Consider the following 17,770-nt stretch of genomic DNA (forward strand, 5'->3'; position numbering starts at 1 on the left):
CGAGGCGTGGGCCGCCACGGCAGCTATTCGTCTCCACCTTCGATTTTTCCCTCCGCATCGAGGAACGCCTCGCGTAGATCCTCGAGCACCTGAGGGTCGGGTTCGGACCACAGGCCACGGTCCGCGGCCTCGAGGAGCCGCTCGGCCATCGAGTGCATTGCCCAGGGGTTGGACTTCTCCAGAAACTCCCGGTTGTCCGGATCGAGGACGTACTCGCGGGTGACCGCATCGTAGGTCCAGTCGTCGATCACCGAAGTCGTCGCGTCGAAACCGAAGAGATAGTCGACCGTTGCCGCCATCTCGAATGCGCCCTTGTAGCCGTGCTTGCGCATACCCTCGATCCACCGGGGATTGAGCACGCGCGCGCGGATAACCCGGGAGGTTTCCTCGAGTAGTGACCGCGTGCGCACCGAGTCCGGTCGAGTCGAGTCTCCGACATACGCGGCTGGCGCCGAACCGCGCAGGGCCTTGACGGTCGCCACCATGCCTCCGTGGAACTGGTAGTAGTCGTCCGAATCGAGCACGTCATGTTCGAGGGAGTCGACGTTCTTAGCTGCCACGTCGATTCGGCCGTACACGCGTTGCATGTCTGCGCCCGCGGGCACTCCGTCGCGGCCGCGCCCGTAGGAGTAGCCGCCCCACTCGGTGTAGACGGCCGCGAGGTCGGCATCGTCGCGCCAATTCCCGGAATCGATCGCCTGGAGTATGCCAGCGCCATAGGTGCCCGGCTTCGAACCGAATACGCGGTCGGTGGCCCGTTCGGGATCGACCCCTGCGGCGGTGTCGGCGTCGACGTTGGCGCGCAGGAAGTTGGAATCGGTCGGCTCGTCCTGGGCGGCGGCCATGCGCACCGCGTCGTCGATGAGCGCGAGCACGTGCGGGAAGGCGTCGCGGAAGAATCCGGAGATGCGCACGGTGACATCGACGCGCGGCCTACCGAGCTCGTCGAGCGGGATCGGTTCGAGCCCGACGATACGTCGAGACGCTTCGTCCCAGCGTGGACGGATGCCGAGAAGCGCGAAAACCTCGGCCACGTCGTCGCCGCTGGTGCGCATCGCCGAGGTGCCCCACACCGACAGCCCCACGGATTTCGGGTACTCACCCGTATCTTCTTTATGACGTCGCAGGAGCGAATCCGCCATGAGCTGCCCGGTTTCCCACGCGAGCGGACTCGGCAGCGCGCGGGGATCGACCGAGTAGAAGTTGCGCCCGGTCGGCAGCACGTTGATGAGCCCGCGCAGCGGCGAACCCGAAGGGCCGGCCGGGATGAACCCGCCGTCCAGGGCGTGCAGGACACGAGGGATCTCCTCCGCGGTCGCCGCGAGGCGCGGAACGATTTCCCGACAGGTGAAGTCGAGTAGATCGGCAAGGGCCTCGCGGTTGGCCGTGTCCGGAAGCGTCGCGGCGCCGAGAACGTCCCCTACCGCGTCCGGATCCCAGTCCTTCTCTGCGATCCCGGCGACGAGCGAGGCCGCCAGCTGCTCGATTTCGTCGGTGCGGACACGCGATTCCGAGCCGTCCTCAATCAGCCCGAGTGCCTCGCGTAGTCCGTCGGAGGATCTGTCCCCTCCCCACATGCGCCGCGCCCGCAGCATCGCGGTGACAAGTTCCACGAGCTCCTGGCCTTGCGGAGCGCGGCCGAGAGTGTGGAGTCCATCGCGGATCTGTACGTCCTTGATCTCGCACAGCCAGCCGTCGACATGCATGAGCATGTCGTCGAAGACCTCTTCGTCTGGGCGCTGTTCCCACCCCAGCTCCCGGTCCATCCGAGCGGCGGTGATGAGAGTCCAGATCTGCTGGCGCAGCGCGGGGAGCTTCGCCGGGTCCATCGCCGCGACGGTGGCGTGCTCGTCGAGCAGTTGCTCGAGACGGTTGATGTCGCCGTAGGACTCGGCTCGCGCCATCGGCGGGATGAGGTGATCGACGAGGACCGCGTGGGCGCGACGCTTGGCCTGCGAGCCCTCTCCGGGATCATTGACAAGAAACGGGTAGATGAGCGGAAGATCCCCGATCGCGGCGTCGGGGCCGCACTCCGCGGAAAGCCCGACGTTCTTGCCCGGCAGCCATTCCATATTGCCGTGCTTTCCGACGTGGCACACGATGTGCGCGCCGAAGCCGCCGTTCGCGGCCGGCTCCCGGAGCCAACGGTAAGCCGCGAGGTAATGGTGGCTCGGCGCTAGATCGGGATCGTGATAGATCGCAACCGGGTTCTCGCCGAATCCGCGCGGCGGCTGGACCATGACGAGGACGTTGCCGAACTCCAGCGCCGCGAGATAGATGGTGTCGTCATGGACGTAGAGCTCACCCGGCGCCTCTCCCCACGCGTCGACGACCTCCGTGCGCAGTTCGTCCGGGAGCGTGGCAAACCAGCGTCGGTAGGTTTCCGCGGGAATGCGGTGAGGGCTCGCCTCCATCTGCTCCTCGGTGAGCCAGTCCGGATCCTGCCCGCCGGCGGCGATAATCGCGTGGATGAGATCGTCCGAGTGCTCGGTGTCCAAACCGGGGATCGACGCGGAGCCGAGATCGTAGCCGGCTTCCCGCATCGCGCGCAGCAGCTCGACGACCGAGGCGCCGGTATCCAGGCCGACCGCATTGCCGATGCGTGCGTGCTTCGTGGGATAGGCGGAAAGCATGACCACGACCCGCTTGTCCGCTGCGTCGATCTTTCCGAGCAGGCCGTGCCGAGCGGCCAGCCCCGCGAGACGCGCGGCCCGCTCGTGATCGGGCACGTAGCGTGCCAGGCCCTCGTCGTCGTACTCCTTGAACGAGAACGGCACGGTGATCACTCGGCCGTCGAACTCGGGCACCGCCACCTGCGTGGCCACGTCGAGCGGGGACAGACCATCGTCGGAGTCCGCCCACTGGGCGCGGCTATTGGTCAGGCACAATCCCTGCAGGATGGGGATATCGAGGGCGGCAAGGTGCGCCACGTTCCACGAATCATCCGATTCCCCGGCACCGGCGAGCGCCGGCGTAGCTCCTCCCGCGGCCAACACCGTCACGATCGCCGCGTCCACGCCTTCGAGAACATCCAGCAGCCCCTCAGCGGGCTGGCGCAACGAGGCCGCATAGATCGGCACGGGCTGGCCACCGGCCGCGGAAATGGCGTCGCACAACGCGGAGACGTACGCGGTGTTGCCGGCGAGATGCTGCGCACGGTAGTACACGACAGCAACGCGCGGCGCGGAGGCGTTCGGGGCGATCTCCGCGGCCAGACCCGTGGAGGCGGGGGTCCACTCCCCGTCGAGGTAACCCCAAGCGGGCATTTCCTGCGGCGGCTCGAAGGTGTCGCCGGTCAATGCGATCGTGTCGGAAAGGAACGCGTGCAGGTTCTGGAGATTGCCCGGCCCACCGTGGGCGAGATAGTCGTGGGTTTCTCTCGCGACACCGGCCGGCACGGTCGACACGCTCATCAGGTCCGCATCGTGGGCCTGCTCGCCGGAAACCACGATGAGCTGGGAGCCCGTGGCCTTGATGGCCTCGGTGTGCTCCTCGATCGACTGCCTACTGCCGAGATAACGCAGCACCACCACGAAACAATCGGCGGCGAGCTCGGCATTGCGTTCGGCGCTGTTGCGTGCCGGGTTCGCTACCCGGAAGTCGGCGCCCGAGGCGTGTGCAGAGAGCAGATCGGTGTCCGAGGTGGACAGCAACAAAATCGTCATCGTGACCTTCCGTGGGTGGGTACGCGTCCCGCGAGGCAAAAATCCGGAGCCCGCCGCGTGTGCGAACTTCTCCCGCACGTCGAGGTCCGACTCGATCGATCCGTTTTCGGGCCGATCTCACGGTGGCGCGACCGCGCCGGAATCTCACCGGCTTCCCGATCGGCGGGCTAGTGGACAGCCTAGCCTGCACGCGGCTTAACCTGGATGGGTGACTTGCCCATCGGACACCTCCGCGACCCGCGAAGATCGCTGCCCAGGCGTGGTCCGCCTGCACGAGGCCGCGGACGGATTGCTCGCCCGCGTTCGCGTACCAGGCGGCCGCATGTCCCCGATCGCCTGGCAGGCGCTTGCCGCGGCCGCCAGACTCGGGGACGGCAACCTCCACCTCACCTCACGCGGCAACGTGCAGATCCGGGGACTGGCCGACACCGATCAACAGGAGCTTCTCGGCCTCCTGTCCCAAGCGGGACTCGCTCCGAGCGACACCCACGACCGAGCCCGCAATATCCTCGCCTCACCCCTCGCCGGACGTCTCTCCGGACACGGCCCCATCGGAGGTCTCGTTCCACGGTTGGAGACAGAACTTCTTTCCCGACCCGCCCTCGCCGGACTGTCGGGGAAATTCCTTTTCGGGCTGGATGACGGCGCAGGCGATATCGCGAAACGTCGTCCCGATCTCGGCGCGCGCTGGCACCGCGCCGGCGCTCTGGAACTACTCGTCGCCGGTGAGGCGGTGGGTATGTATGCCGGATTCGACGCGATCGCAGTGATCCTCGCCGACCTCGCCGAGCACTTCGTTTCCATTCCCGAACACGATTGGCGGCTCGCGCAGGGCACCGACCCACACCTCAGCGTTCTTTCGTCGGCGCGTTTGCACGAGAGCACGACGGACTCTCCCTCAGACGCAGCCGGATTGACGCAGAGCGTAGGAGAAGTCCATCCACTTCCCGAGCCTCATCCGCCGGTGGGTTGGATAGATTCACCGGATGGATCGGTATCCCTTCTCGCGGTCACCGAGCTGGCGATCATCGACCACCGCCTCGCCGAATTCCTCGGCGCGATCGACACCGACACCACGGTTTCACCCGACCGAATTGTCGGCATCCACGGTCTCAGCGAGGCCCAGGCCGAACAGGTCGTGCGCGTTCTCGCCCCCATGGGACTGATCTTTGATGCGAATTCTCCCTGGGTGCATGCAACCGCCTGCATCGGATCGTCGGGCTGCAGTAAGTCTCACGCCGACGTCCACAGCGATATCCGTGCCGCGGCCAACGAATTGCGGCTGGAGCCTGTCGGACAACACTGGGTCGGTTGCGACCGAGCATGTGGTTGGGACCACGAATCCACCTTGTACCAGGCGGGCCCCGACGGCTACGCCACACACGATTCACCTAAGGACGAGAAGTGACCGACGCGCGAGGCCGAGAGCACCACGTCTTCCATTACGACTACGAACGCGATGGCCAGGCGATCTACGACGCCTCATTTGCGACCATTCGGGCAGAGGCCGAACTCGTCCGTTTCCCGGAGGATGTTTCCCGGATCGTGGTGCGCATGATCCACGCTGCCGGCCAGACCGATCTCGCCGGTGTTGTCGAGTATTCCGATGACGTGGTGAACAGTGCCCGGGCGGCCCTCGCCGGTGGGGCGCCAATCTTCACCGACGCCCACATGGTCGCTTCCGGTATCACCCGCAGCCGACTCCCTGCAGACAACGAAGTGCTGTGCCACTTGCGAGACGAAGGCGTGCCCGCGCTGGCCGCGGACATCGGCACCACCCGGTCCGCAGCCGCACTCGAGGCATGGTTGCCGAGACTCGGTGGTTCGGTCGTCGCAATTGGTAACGCGCCGACCGCGCTGTTCCATCTGCTCGAAATGCTGAGGCTGGGCGCCCCGGTTCCCGCCGCCATTATCGGATGCCCGGTCGGGTTCATCGGCGCCGCCGAATCCAAGGAGGCGCTCGCCAGCGATGCCGCCGACCTCGGCGTGCCCTTCATCACCGTGCGTGGCCGGAGGGGCGGTTCCGCTATCACCGCGGCTGCCGTGAACGCACTAGCGAGCGTGGCCGAATGAGCGCCGAATCAGGAACGTTGTATGGCGTCGGCATCGGTCCCGGCGACCCGGAGCTCATCACCATCAAGGCCGCACGCATCATCGAATCCGCGGACGTAGTCGCCTTCCACGCCGCACGCCACGGCAGGTCGATCGCCCGCCGTACCGCCGAGGCGCATCTGCGCCCAGGCCACATCGAAGAGCTGCTCAAGTATCCCCTCACCGTCGAGGACACCGATCACGAGGGCGGATACGCTGCCGCGATCGAGGAGTTCTACGAAGAAGCGTCCGCGCGACTGGCCGCGCACCTCGAAGCAGGTCGCTCCATCGCCCTGCTCGCCGCCGGTGATCCCCTGTTCTACAGCTCGTTCATGCACATGTACACCCGACTCGAACAGCGCTATCCGTGCGAGATCATCCCGGGGATCACGTCGGTTTCAGCAGTGTCGGCGGCGGCAGGCCGCCCGCTCACCGAGCACGAGGAGATACTGACCGTCCTGCCGGGCACACTTGACGAACCGGAGCTGACTCGGCGGCTCGCGGACACGGACTCCGCCGTCATCATGAAGCTGGGCCGCACATTCGGGAAGGTGCGTAGCGCGCTGGAGGCGTCCGGCCGCTTGGCCGAGGCTCGGTATGTCGAGCGAGCTTCGACCAGTGAGCAGCGAGTGGCGCCACTTGCCGAGGTGGCCCCGAACGAGGTGCCGTATTTCTCCGCCGCCGTCATCCCCAGCCCCACAGATACCCGGGCGCGCGGCGGCCACAGCGCGGCAGCCCCGCGCGTCGCGAAAGGCGCAGCCGAGGGCGCCACGGTGCGCGCGGATGAAGGTGCAGCGAGCGTCACAGTCGTCGGCACCGGTCCCGGACCCGATTACTGGATGACGCCGGAGACCGAAGCTGCCCTTGCGAACGCCTCCGACCTGGTTGGTTATGCCACCTATACCGCGCGCGTGCCCGAGCGCCCAGGGCTTCGGGTTCACTCCTCTGACAATCGCGTCGAGATCGAGCGTGCGACCTTCGCGTTGGATCTCGCCCGTGCAGGCAAGAAAGTGGTGGTCGTTTCCGGCGGCGACCCAGGGATCTTCGCCATGGCCACCGCGGTGTTCGAGGCCGCCGATGCCGGCAACTATTCAGATGTAGAGATCGCTGTGTTGCCGGGAGTTACCGCTGCTACAGCTGTAGCGGCGAAGGCGGGTGCGCCACTCGGCCACGATCTGGCGCTCGTATCGCTTTCGGACAGACTCAAGGGGTGGGAAGTCATCGAGCAGCGGCTGCGTGCGCTGCTCGGAGCTGACCTGGCTATCGCCATCTACAATCCGGCATCCAAGAGCCGGCGCGAGCAGGTCCGCCGTCTCGCCGAACTCGTCCGCGAGATCGGTGGGGACGATCGGGTGATCGTCCAGGGCCGCGACATCGGCGGCCCCGGGGAAAAGGTCGAGGTGGTGAGCGCAGCCGAATTCGATCCCGACACCGTCGACATGCGCACGCTGCTCATTGTCGGTTCCAGCCGCACGCGCGTGATGCAGACGAGCGTTGGGCCACGCGCCTACACTCCCCGTAGCTATTAGGCACGCAGCGCGTCGAGTTCATCGCGGTCGAGTGCCTCGATGAGCATCGAGGCACCGTCGAGCACGCGCACTTTGTCCCGTGGAAGCCGCTCCACGGCTTCGCGGTATGCCACCTCGCCCGCGGGAACGTAGGACTCGGCGCGATCGGATGGGCCATCGCAGGCGATGAGGTTGATCCTCCAATCGACTGCAGTGTTCGTGCCGATCTGCTCTCTGATCCCGCGCGACACCGTCGGCGCGAGAGGCAGAATCGTGCGTACCGACTGGGTGATCGTGTACATCCCGAGGATCTCCCCCTTCGGTGAACGCGCGACCATCTGGCTCGCGTCGTAGGCATCGAGCTGTTGGATGACACGCATGGTCTCCCCGAACTCGTCCGCCGGCGAGGGCGCGCCCGTAATGCGGCGCAGCATGGCAGGGGTGACGGCGACCCGCCTTCGCACCCCGTCGAGCATCACCGTATTGCCGTTGTCCAGCGAAGACTGCAGTGAGGCGAGCCCGATGCCGATGTCTCTCGTGAATGGGAACGCCGTGATGGAGTCCGGCGAATACGCCGTGCCGTCCTCATCGAGGATCGGAGCATCCAGGTGTCCCGCCAGAGCGGCGAGGAAATCGAGCGTGATGCGCCAATCGTTGGGCGAGGACGGAGTGCTCACTATTGCCCGATAGGCCCCTCCGGAGAATTCCAGTTCGAACCCGCGCGAACTGTACGGATCGATACCCCACGTGCTCACCAACTGAGCAGGTGACGCCGCCAGGAAGCTTTCGACGTGGTCGAAGTCGATGTTATAAGGGCGCAGGTCCGCCGGCCCAAGAGCCATCAACTGCCCCATAGTCAGCGGACGGTGTCCAGAACGTGGGCTGATGGAAAAGATTCGGCTCATATTTGCTCCCAGAGATCCTCGTGTGGTCTTTCGGAGCCGAAACCCTAAACGCGGGAGGAGCCAAACACCTCGACGATCCATTGCGCCGCCTCGGCGACGGTGTGGACCGTCGGCACGGGTGGCGAGGGAGGACGTTCGATCATGATCACCGGTATGTGCAGTGACCGTGCAGCCTCTAACTTGGCCGCAGTGGCGTCCCCGCCGCTGTTCTTGGTAACGACTACATCGATGCGATGGCGTCGCAGGAGCGAATGTTCCGAATCGAAATCAAACGGTCCTCGGTCGAACATGAGTAGGTAGCGCCGCGGCAGCTTTCCCTCCGGGGGCTCGACGCAGCGGATGAGGTACGAGCTGCGCGCGTCTCCGGCAAAGGCGCTGAGCTGCTGCCTACCGATGGTGAGCAGGGGGCGCTTGAACCGTTCCTGCACGAGACGGGCAGCCTCCTCCGCGGACGAGACAGACAGCCAGTTGTCTCCCTCCCCGGGAGTCCACTGCGGCCGATTGAGTCGCAGTAGAGGCGTCCCCGTCGAGGTCGACGCCTCGAGGGCGGACGCGGAAATCTTTTCCGCGAAGGGGTGTGTGGCGTCGATGACGAGATCGACAGAACTTTCCATCAGGTAGCGGCCCATGCGCTGCGGACCGCCGAAGCCACCGATGCGAACCTCCCCCTGCGGAAGCCGCGGACGCTTGACTCTTCCGGCGAGCGAGGTGACCACGTCGAGGCCTGCCTCGGTGATGAGATCCGCGAGCTTGCGGCCCTCCGCCGTGCCGCCGAGGATGAGGATCTTGTTCGGCGGGCCATCGTGGCGATGAGAGTCGATGACGGCGGCCTTATGTTCGGGCGTGAGGACGGGGTCGGGAACGGCGAGTTCGGACTCGTCGACCTCGTCGCGTGTGCGCTCGAGCGGCGTTGCCGTGAGCGGCTCGGGGACGAACTCTTCCGTGTCGACCGGGTCGTCCGAACCTCGTTGTTCGTCACCCGATTGCGACGCGTCGACTTCGGCGTTCTCCCCGCTCCCGCGGTCTTCGACGGAATCCTCTCGACCTGCGCGCTCGGCCTCCTCGTAGGCGTCGGGCACGGGACGCAGACGCGTTGGCTCCCCTTCTACTTCCGTTGTGTCGAGGGGTTCGCCGTTGTCGCAGAGGGTGCGGCCCTCCGCGTCTCTCGGGCGGGAATCGGAATAGAGGAAGGACCGGTTCGAGTGCTCGGTACCTTCGGCGTCAACAAGCGGGTTCTTGCCTGTGCGCACGCCGTCGGCGAAAACCTTTCCCACCATGATGACGGCGGTGCGCGTGATCCCGGCGTCGGCGAGCTTCTCCGGTAGCTCGGACAGCGTCGTGCGTAGGAGTACTTCCTCCGGCCGCGACACATATGCGGCGACCGCGACCGGAGCGTCGGCGCCGTACACCGGCAGCAGCTCGTCGCGCACGCGTTCGGCCTGATGCGCTGCCAGATGGATGACCGCCGTGCCGCCCGAGGCGCACGCCGAGGCAAGGTCCTCCCCTTCGGGCATGGATGTCGAGCGGCCGTCGACCCGGGTAAGCACGACGGTTTGCGAGATGTGCGGAATGGTGAGCTCGGTGCGCAGGGCCGCCGCTGCGGCAGTGTAGGCAGGAACGCCCGGAACGATTTCCCACGGGATTCCGTAGGAGTCCAGCGCGTCGAGCTGTTCGGAGATCGCCGAATACAGGCTCGGGTCGCCGGAGTGCAGACGGGCGACATCGTCGCCGCGGGCATGGGCGTCGCGCAGCTCGGTGATGATCTCGGCGAGCGGCATCCGGGCGGTGTTGATGATCCGCGAGATCGGCGGACACAACGCGAGCACCTCGGGCGGGACGATGCTGCCGGCGTAGAGGCAGGTACCGCACGAGCGCACGAGGCGCTGTGCGCGGACGGTGAGCAGATCCGCGGCGCCAGGGCCGGCACCGATGAAGTAGACGGTCATATCGCCTCCGGGCCTCCCTCCTGTAGCGCACTCTCGCCCGCGTTCGGCTGTTCGTGCTTATCGCAGAAGTAAATTACCAGGTTACGTGTGGGTTGCCAGCCCGAATACCGACCGAGGGGGCGGAGATGTTCGACACCCAGGCGCAACATCTGCCCTCCGTGGGCGTCGCGATGGGCGCGAAGGATGGCCTCGGCTTCGGCCGTTACGGCGGTCGCGACGAGGCGACCACCTGCGCGGAGAGCTCCCCAAGCCCAGTCGAGCATGCCTTCGGCGGTGACCCCGCCGCCGATAAACACCGCGTCCGGCGCGTCTGCGAGTGGGGCGTAACTCGTGGTGGGCGCGATCTGCGGTGCGGCGCCCCTGAGCTGGAGGACGTGGTGGTCCACGTCGATTCCGAGACCACGGGCATTGCGCTCGATGCGGGCCCGGCGGTCGGGATCGGCCTCGAAACATTCTGAGCGTGCCCCCGCTGCCGCTCGGATCCACTCGATCGAGATACTGCCCGATCCCCCGCCGATGTCCCACAGTAGCGCGCCGGGATAAGGGCGAAGCAGGCCTATGACGACGGAGCGCGGGATCTGCTTGGTGAGCTGGCCGTCGTGCTCGAAGACCTCGTCGGCAAGCCCCGGCGTGCGCGAAGCGAGTCCGTGTGGCGGCCCGGCCCAGGTACCGGAGGGCATCTCGACCGCGAGCATCACGAGGTCGGACCACTCGCCGACCGTGTGTTCCGCGAGGTCGGAGGCGGTGGCGACGTGGTGCTTACCGGCGTCCGGCGTCATATCCGAGAGCACGTGCACCCGCGCTCGCCCGGCGCCCTGGGTGGCGAGGTACTCGGCGACCGAGGCCGGGCCTTCGGCATTCGCGCAGAGCACGAAGAAGCGCGCCCCGGGAAACATGTGCGGCAGCAGCATCGCTGGCGAACGAGTAAGAAGATTGACCGTGGGGATCTCGGCAAGCGGCCACCCGAGGCGCGCGGCGGCGAGGGAGACCGACGACGGAGAGGGTATGGATACGATGTGGCCGCCGAAGTCCGGAACGATTCGCGCGATGGTCGCGCCGAGCCCGAAGAACATGGGGTCGCCGCTGGCAAGGAATACCCCGCCGTGGTCGAGCGCTTCGCGGACGTCGCCGACGAGGCCGGGCATGAGTGGGCGCGACAAGGGCTTGCGCGGGATAGCGGAGAGCGCGTCCGCGCCGTCGAGGAGCGCGAGCTGGCGGGGGCTACCGTGTATCGCCGTCGCGCCATCGAGCGCGGCCCGCGCACGTGGGCTCAGGCCGGCGAGGCCATCGACGCCGATTCCGATGATAGTGAGGTGCCGGTCCTCTCCTCGAGCGTCCGCGCCTCTCATCGCGGCATCCTGCGCCACAACGCATCCGGGATGAACGGCGCTACGGAGAACATCGCACGCAGCTGCCATGGGATCCACAGCGAAGTTCCCTTGCCCGCGTGGATACGTTCGACGACGGCATCGGCTACCTCGTCCGGCGTCGAGGAGAACGGCGCGGGATCCATGCCCTCGGTCATCCTGCCGATGACGAATCCCGGTCGCGCGATGATGAGGTGCACCCCGCTGCCGTGCAGGGCATGCGCAAGTCCCTGGGCGAAACCGTCGAGCCCGGCCTTCGCCGAGCCGTAGACGAAATTGGTGCGGCGAACACGCACGCCCGCGACCGAGGAGAACGCGACGATCGTGCCGCGCGCCTTGCGCGGTTCAACGCCCGGTTTCGGTGTTCGGGATTTCATCCGATTCGACAGTTCGATGAGCAGCGTGGCCTGCGCCGAGAAGTCGGTGTGGAGGATTTGCGCGGTATGTGCCGCGTCGGCCTCGGCGCGATCCTGGTCTCCGAGGATCCCGAAGGCGAGGACCGCGGTGTCTATCGCGCCGACCTCTGTCTCGATGCGCCCGAGAAGCTCCCGCTGCGAGTCCAGCGAATCCGCGTCGAACTCCATGCACACGACCTTCGCGGCCCCGGCGGCCTCGACCTTTGCCTTCGCGTCGGACATCGGGCCAGGTCGCGCGGCGAGTACGACGGTAGCCCCCGGCGCGAGCCGCTCGGCGATCGCGACGCCGATCTCGCTTCGACCACCGAAAACGGCCACAACGCGTGCGTCCTCGCCACGCGCCGAAGCGGCTGTGGCTGATGTGTCGGGAGTTTCGGGTGGGAAAGTCATACGTCCATCTTCGCATGTGCGTCCGGGTTACGGGCGTGGGAGGCTTAAAAGTATGAGCACACCTTCCGACCTCACCGCCGAAGCCCTCGAGTTCCTGGCCGAGCGGCACCTCGGGACGCTGACCTCGCTGCGCCGCGACGGATCTCCGCACGTCGCCGCCATCGGCTTCACTTATGATCCCGTCGAACGGTGCGTTCGCGTCATCACCTCCGGCGCAAATCAGAAGGCGGCCAATGCGCGTCGCGGTGGGCGCGCGGTCGTCGCGCAGGTAGATGGGCGGAGGTGGCTGTCGCTGGAAGGGGCGGTTCGCTTGCTGACGTCGGAGAGCGAGGTGCGCAGGGCCGAGCAGCTCTATGCCGAGCGCTACCGGAAGCCCCGCCCGAACCCTGCGCGCGTGGTCGTCGAAATTCGCGTCGACCGTGTGCTCGGAACGGCATACCTGCTCGGCCGCTCCCCTCGCCTACCCGGTTAGACCGCTCCCGGGCGTCGCGGGTTCCTCACCGCGGCGAATGCCTCCCGCGCCTCCTCGGCAGAGGTGAACCCGGTGCGCAGGTGATCGATGAGCAGGAACACCGCGTCCCATCTCTTGTAGATCCATGCGCGATCGAGAATGTCGTCGTCGTACTCCGGACGAATCCCGTCGACACTTGTGGCTTTCGTGCGGGCGAGAACCACGTCGGCGAGCGTGGGATCGAGATCGACAAGATGTGCGAAGTCGATCGCTGGATCGCCTCTGTTCATATCGGAGAAATCGATGACTCCGAGGTGATCTCCGTCCCACAACGCATGGGCATCGTAGAGGTCACTGTGCACCAGTCGTGGTGAGAACGGAGTCTTCAGCACGGCGCTCACGTCGCGGATGATCTCTTCGATGATGTCCTTGTCCGAATCCGAGAGTTCGCCCGGAATCACCTTGGGGGCCGTTTCGGCGACTTTTGCTGCCTTGGCCGGTAAGGCCCTCGGCGAGGAGATATTGAGTCGAGTGTGCCCCAGACCTTCCCCGCGAACCGCCTCGGTGAGTTCCCGATGTTCTGTGGGCAGCCACCATGACTCCACGGTGTTGAACGGCGCCGAATCGACGTCGCGCGTATGCATCGCGGCAAATAGCTCGGCGAACTCGTCGACGACTTTCTCCTGCTGAGCCGAAGCCATCGTGTCCCACGCGGCAGCGGTGATCGGCGATCCCTCTACAAAAGTCTGGGCACCTATCGTGCCATCGGTGGTGCGAAGGACCGGCCGGGGAATGCGTACCCCGCTCCCCTGTCGCGCCAGCACCGCTCGGAGCTCTTCCAGAACCTCAGCCTCGGCGTGGGACTGGGCGCGGTAGTCCGACGTCAGCGGCGCACGAACGACGAGATCCCCCAGGAAGGCCCCGGCATCGCCTGTTCCCGCGCTCGTATCGATCACGTCGCGGAGCACGATCACGGCATGGTCCATTCCCGGTGTCGGGACGCTGGTATCCGCGAAGCGCAGGTGCGGCCACGTGTGTGCAATTAGTCGTTCGGCGAGCCGCGTACGGTCGCCGAGACCGGGCACAGCCATCAGAGGACGGTGAGACCGCGTGGCGCGTTGTTGAGCTCGCGGACTCCGTCCGAGGTGACGACGACGATATCCTCGAGCCGCGCACCCCAGGAGCCGCGCAAATAGATACCCGGCTCGATGGAGAACGCCATCCCCTCAGCGAGGACGGTGTCCGAATCCGAAGAAATGTAGGGGCTTTCGTGGACGGACAGCCCGATCCCGTGCCCGGTCCGATGAATGAATCGTTCGCCCAGTCCCACGGATTCGAGATGGCGGCGTCCCGCGGCGTCGATCTCGTTCGCGCTGATCCCGGGGCGAACGGCAGCTCTCGACCTGGCCTGCGCCTCCTCGAGCTCGGCGTACTCGCGCGCGACCTGTTCCGAGGGCTCGCCCATCGAGTAGGTACGCGTCGAATCCGAGTTGTAGCCACTGGGAAGCGGACCCCCGATGTCGACGACGACAATGTCACCGGATTCGATCCGGCGGTCGGATACGTCGTGATGTGGGTCGGCGCCATTGGGCCCGGAACCGACGATGATGAATTCGGCGTGCGTATGTCCCTCTTCGACGATCGCAGCGTCGATGAGTTCGGCTACCTCGCGCTCGGTGCGGCCCACCTGCAGGAACTCGGCCATCCGGCGATGCACTCGATCGATGGCCTCACCTGCAGCGGCGAGATCGGCGATTTCTTCTTCGGACTTGACCGCGCGAAGCGTGTCGAGAACTGGGGTGAGGAGACGGACCCGCGCCCCCAGTGAATCCTGCAGCGGCACCACGTGCCGCGCCGGCGCGTCGTCGCTCACGGCGACGGCCGATGCATTTCCGTCGAGCGTGCCTCCGACGCTGAGCGCCATCGCGATCGCGTCCTCGCCGTCCTGCCACGTGCGCACTGCAGCGCCTGCCGCCCCCGCGAGCTCGTGAACCGCGGCCGTGGCCTCGAGATCCGGGAGGACGAGAGTGGGCGTGCCCTGTGCCGGCACCACCAACGTCGTCAGACGTTCGTGACTATGGAGTTCCTCGCCGAGCAGATACTTCAAGTCCGACCCCGGGAACGCGAACGCCACATCCACACCGGACGCGGCAAGCTCGGAGGCAAGTCTCGCCGTACGTGCGGAAGTGGGGCGTGCGAACTCGTGCGAAACTGAAGGAGTCATGTCCCAAGACTAACCCTGATGGCGAAAGGCCTTCTCAGATGAGCACCCCACACCGCACGTCGCTCCTGGCACTCGATACCGCAGGGATCTACTTCCGCGCCTTCCACGCCATTCCGGACAAGATCACCGATTCCGAGGGTAGGCCCATGAACGCCGTGCGCGGCTTCTGCGATATGACCGCCGAGTTCCTCCGCGAGTATTCGCCGGAGGGGCTCATTGCGGCGCGAGACGAGAACTGGCGTCCGAATTGGCGGGTGGCACTCGTCCCCGAATACAAGGCCGCGCGCGTCGCCGAGAGTGGAGGCGAAGACGCGCCCGAGGCGCTTCACTACCAGGTACCCATCATCTGGGAGCTACTCCAGGCACTCGGCGTCTGCACCGCTCATATTCCCGACGGCGAGGCCGACGACGTTCTCGCCGCACTCCCCTTCTCCGGCGAGTCCGAGGGCAACACCGTCATTGTCACCGGCGACAGGGACCTGCTCCAGATCGCCCGCGAGGACAGGAAAGTCCTCTATATCGGTGCCGGAATGCGCAAGCGGGTGCTCTACGGCCCGGCCGATGTGGGCGAACGCGTGGGCTTCCCGGAGGGCACCGACCCTAGGCGGTACGCAGACTACGCCGTGCTGGTCGGCGATCCCTCCGACGGACTCCCAGGAGTCTCCGGTATCGGAGCGAAATCCGCGGCAACGCTCGTCGCGACGCACGGCGATATCGAAGGGATCCTCGCCGCAGCCGAAGATGAATCGGTGAAGATGCCCGCGCGCCAGCGGGAGAACCTCCTCGCGTCCGCCGACTATGTGCGTGCCGCAAGGCGAATCGTCGCTCTCGGTGAGTCCCCGCACGCCCCCGAGTGTGACGGCGCACGTAGCGGTGCGCTCGGTGCGACCGAACCTGCTGTGCTCGACGAACTCATCGCGCGCACCGGGCAAGAACGCGCGATCCGGAACCTCGAAAGACGCTTGGCAGAGCTACGGTGATTCGACGACGCGAATGCTGCCGCCGGAAACGAGCAACGCTTCGTCGTCATCGAGATAGAGCAAGGGCAACCGGGACCCGTATTCGCGATCGATGCGCTCGAAAATCGACCGTGGGTAGTGGGTGAGCTTTCCGTCGGCATGGGGAACGACGACCTGCTGAATCATCCCCATACCCTCGTAGTTCTCGAGCGTGGGCGCCACGCGCGGATCATCGAGCAGCGTGATGGGTTCGAGGTCCGATCCCGCGACGACCGATCCGGCGCTCATCCCGATATACGGCAGCCCCGCACGGACGGCCTCCACGAGCGCGAGTCCCGCCCCGTTGTCGCGGAGCGCCGCAAGAAGTGCGAACGAATTGCCGCCCGCAACGTAGACCACGTCCAACTGGGACAGCGTCCGCGCGAAATTCGCTGCCGAAGTAGCGTCGGCCGCCAGAATTCGGGTCGCCTTGAACCCCAGCGCCTCCAGGCGATCGAGCTGCCACTGCCCTTCCGGGTCCTCTGCCTCAGCGGCGGCAGCATCCCAGATGAAGCCGAGGTGCAGGCCTTCTGACGCTCTTCCCGTCGCGCCTTCGACGAAGCCTGGTACGGCGCCTATCCCGAGGGACGTCAAGAGCAACTTCATATCCGCGATGGTATGTCAGAGTGGGACTGTAGCGTCTCCGACATGGGCAGAATTTTCTTTGACACCGCCACCTCGATGAATGGCTTCATCGCCGACGCCGATCATTCTCTGCAGTGGTTGTTCGACGTTCCGCAAGAACCCTCCGGCCCGTCCGAGAAGGACGAGTGGGCCGACAGTCCGATGGCAGAGGCCGCGGCCATCGTCATGGGATCGACCACCTACGAATGGCTACTCGCGCACGAGAACATTCGGGAATCTCCGGGACGATGGACAGAGCTTTTCGGAAATAAGCCGGTGCACGTGTTTTCCACGAGAACACTCTGGGTGCCGCCGGAATCTGCGGTACGCGTCGTCACCGGACATGTGTCAGACGAACTCGACAGGATGAGGGACGCAGCGGGCGACGGAGATATCTGGCTTGTCGGCGGAGGCGATCTCGTCGGCCAGTTCTTCGATGCCGGCGCCCTCGATGCGATCTACCTGACTGTGGCACCGGTCGTGCTCGCAGGCGGCGCGCCTTTGCTTCCCAGGCGTATTGAGTCCGACCGCCTCCGCCTCGTCGGTGTACGCCAGGACGGCCAGTTCGCCCGGCTGGAGTATCAGGTTGTGGGCGCCTAGCGTGCAAAAGCCCGTACCGATGGGAAACATGTCCACGTCGGTACGGGCCGTGTGTGGGTCAACGCTCTAGGCGACTGCCTTGGCGAGAGCGTTGAGCGACTCTTCGAGTGCGTCCTCCGAAAACGCGGGGAGGATCTGCTTGAGCTTCTCGTCGGTGACCTTGCGCCAGTCGTACGTCAAGGTCACCTTGGACTCGGCCGATCCCTCGGACTCGATTTCCCATACCCATTCCCAGCCAGCGGGTTCGTCTTTATTCTTTTCCTGGGCCGGTTGCCAGCTGACGAGTTTGTTCTCGATGACACCGGTGACGTGGTTGAACATCTTGTACTCGCCGCCCATTTTCTCGGCGTACATGTTCATCACGAAGACGTCGCCGACCGCAGAGATCCGTTCGGTGTCCTCCGCGGATCGGACGGTCCCCGACCCATCGATCTCGTTGTGCCGGGCCGGTAGCGACAGGACGTCGAAGATCTTGTCGGCCGGCGCGTCGATCGTGCGGGATACGGTGATGCTTTCGCTGTTTTCCGTCATGACCCCACTGTGCCACTGCCGGTGTGCTCGTGCAGGTGCCCCTGGGCAGAGACG

General features: G+C 65.9%; 15 protein-coding genes, 1 pseudogene and 1 riboswitch. Of the genes and pseudogenes, 6 read left to right on the forward strand and 10 right to left on the reverse strand.

Annotated features, from left to right (window positions below):
- Positions 1 to 23: 23 nt before the first annotated feature.
- The gene (cobN, locus tag BJL86_RS08000) at positions 24 to 3,665 is read right to left on the reverse strand and encodes a cobaltochelatase subunit CobN (protein ID WP_067471229.1); all 3,642 of its coding nucleotides are present in this window, start codon (positions 3,663 to 3,665) and stop codon (positions 24 to 26) included.
- Positions 3,666 to 3,757: 92 nt separating this feature from the next.
- Positions 3,758 to 3,868: riboswitch (cobalamin riboswitch) on the reverse strand.
- 5 nt (positions 3,869 to 3,873) lie between these two features.
- On the opposite strand from cobN, the gene BJL86_RS08005 reads away from it, so the two are divergent.
- The 3 genes from BJL86_RS08005 to BJL86_RS08015 are packed head-to-tail and all read left to right on the forward strand — an operon-like array spanning position 3,874 to position 7,285.
- Positions 3,874 to 5,073: a hypothetical protein gene (locus tag BJL86_RS08005; RefSeq protein WP_082908290.1), complete on the forward strand. Its 1,200-nt coding sequence runs from the start codon at positions 3,874 to 3,876 to the stop codon at positions 5,071 to 5,073.
- The gene (locus BJL86_RS08010; protein ID WP_067471225.1) at positions 5,070 to 5,738 is read left to right on the forward strand and encodes a precorrin-8X methylmutase; all 669 of its coding nucleotides are present in this window, start codon (positions 5,070 to 5,072) and stop codon (positions 5,736 to 5,738) included. Before BJL86_RS08005 ends, BJL86_RS08010 begins: the two co-directional genes overlap by 4 nt.
- Positions 5,735 to 7,285: a precorrin-2 C(20)-methyltransferase gene (locus BJL86_RS08015; protein ID WP_067471223.1), complete on the forward strand. Its 1,551-nt coding sequence runs from the start codon at positions 5,735 to 5,737 to the stop codon at positions 7,283 to 7,285. The genes BJL86_RS08010 and BJL86_RS08015 overlap by 4 nt, the downstream gene beginning before the upstream one ends.
- Here BJL86_RS08015 and BJL86_RS08020 read toward each other — a convergent pair.
- From BJL86_RS08020 to BJL86_RS08035, 5 genes and pseudogenes are all read right to left on the reverse strand, one after another.
- The gene (locus BJL86_RS08020) at positions 7,282 to 8,250 is read right to left on the reverse strand and encodes a DUF4299 family protein (RefSeq protein WP_082908289.1); all 969 of its coding nucleotides are present in this window, start codon (positions 8,248 to 8,250) and stop codon (positions 7,282 to 7,284) included. The genes BJL86_RS08015 and BJL86_RS08020 overlap by 4 nt on opposite strands.
- On the reverse strand, positions 8,214 to 9,248 hold the full coding sequence (locus tag BJL86_RS16750; RefSeq protein WP_231887094.1) for a cobalt-precorrin-6A reductase: 1,035 nt from the start codon (positions 9,246 to 9,248) through the stop codon (positions 8,214 to 8,216). The genes BJL86_RS08020 and BJL86_RS16750 overlap by 37 nt, the downstream gene beginning before the upstream one ends.
- 63 nt (positions 9,249 to 9,311) lie before the next feature.
- A pseudogene (cobM, locus tag BJL86_RS17575) lies at positions 9,312 to 10,115 on the reverse strand (precorrin-4 C(11)-methyltransferase); the annotation flags it as partial.
- Positions 10,112 to 11,464 carry a precorrin-6y C5,15-methyltransferase (decarboxylating) subunit CbiE gene (gene cbiE, locus BJL86_RS08030; RefSeq protein WP_197487506.1) on the reverse strand — a complete coding sequence of 451 codons (1,353 nt, stop codon included), beginning with the start codon at positions 11,462 to 11,464 and terminating at the stop codon, positions 10,112 to 10,114. The gene cbiE and the pseudogene cobM, both read right to left, overlap by 4 nt.
- Complete coding sequence (locus tag BJL86_RS08035) at positions 11,461 to 12,288, reverse strand: SDR family NAD(P)-dependent oxidoreductase (protein ID WP_067471215.1); 828 nt, start codon at positions 12,286 to 12,288, stop codon at positions 11,461 to 11,463. The genes cbiE and BJL86_RS08035 overlap by 4 nt, the downstream gene beginning before the upstream one ends.
- A 52-nt stretch (positions 12,289 to 12,340) precedes the next feature.
- On the opposite strand from BJL86_RS08035, the gene BJL86_RS08040 reads away from it, so the two are divergent.
- Positions 12,341 to 12,760 (forward strand): pyridoxamine 5'-phosphate oxidase family protein, encoded by a 420-nt coding sequence (locus tag BJL86_RS08040; protein WP_067471213.1) that lies wholly within the window; start codon positions 12,341 to 12,343, stop codon positions 12,758 to 12,760.
- Here the strand turns inward: BJL86_RS08040 and BJL86_RS08045 are convergent.
- On the reverse strand, positions 12,757 to 13,830 hold the full coding sequence (locus BJL86_RS08045) for a phosphotransferase family protein (RefSeq protein ID WP_067471210.1): 1,074 nt from the start codon (positions 13,828 to 13,830) through the stop codon (positions 12,757 to 12,759). The genes BJL86_RS08040 and BJL86_RS08045 overlap by 4 nt on opposite strands.
- Positions 13,830 to 14,963, reverse strand: coding sequence for a M24 family metallopeptidase (locus tag BJL86_RS08050; protein WP_067471208.1), 1,134 nt, complete (start codon positions 14,961 to 14,963; stop codon positions 13,830 to 13,832). The genes BJL86_RS08045 and BJL86_RS08050 overlap by 1 nt, the downstream gene beginning before the upstream one ends.
- Positions 14,964 to 15,001: 38 nt before the next feature.
- Between BJL86_RS08050 and BJL86_RS08055 the strand changes: the two genes are divergently transcribed.
- Positions 15,002 to 15,943, forward strand: a complete 942-nt coding sequence (locus BJL86_RS08055; RefSeq protein ID WP_067471206.1) for a 5'-3' exonuclease — start codon at positions 15,002 to 15,004, stop codon at positions 15,941 to 15,943.
- Here the strand turns inward: BJL86_RS08055 and BJL86_RS08060 are convergent.
- Positions 15,935 to 16,567 carry a Type 1 glutamine amidotransferase-like domain-containing protein gene (locus BJL86_RS08060; protein ID WP_067471204.1) on the reverse strand — a complete coding sequence of 211 codons (633 nt, stop codon included), beginning with the start codon at positions 16,565 to 16,567 and terminating at the stop codon, positions 15,935 to 15,937. The two genes, BJL86_RS08055 and BJL86_RS08060, sit on opposite strands and share 9 nt — an antisense overlap.
- A 42-nt stretch (positions 16,568 to 16,609) precedes the next feature.
- Here BJL86_RS08060 and BJL86_RS08065 point away from each other — a divergent pair, with 42 nt between their 5' ends.
- Positions 16,610 to 17,185, forward strand: coding sequence for a dihydrofolate reductase family protein (locus BJL86_RS08065; protein ID WP_067471202.1), 576 nt, complete (start codon positions 16,610 to 16,612; stop codon positions 17,183 to 17,185).
- A gap of 66 nt (positions 17,186 to 17,251) precedes the next feature.
- On the opposite strand, the gene BJL86_RS08070 is transcribed toward BJL86_RS08065, so the two are convergent.
- Positions 17,252 to 17,716 carry an SRPBCC family protein gene (locus BJL86_RS08070; RefSeq protein WP_067471200.1) on the reverse strand — a complete coding sequence of 155 codons (465 nt, stop codon included), beginning with the start codon at positions 17,714 to 17,716 and terminating at the stop codon, positions 17,252 to 17,254.
- Positions 17,717 to 17,770: the final 54 nt, after the last annotated feature.

Origin of the sequence: Dietzia timorensis (assembly GCF_001659785.1) — a bacterium.
In the GTDB taxonomy this organism is placed as follows: Bacteria; Actinomycetota; Actinomycetes; order Mycobacteriales; family Mycobacteriaceae; genus Dietzia; species Dietzia timorensis.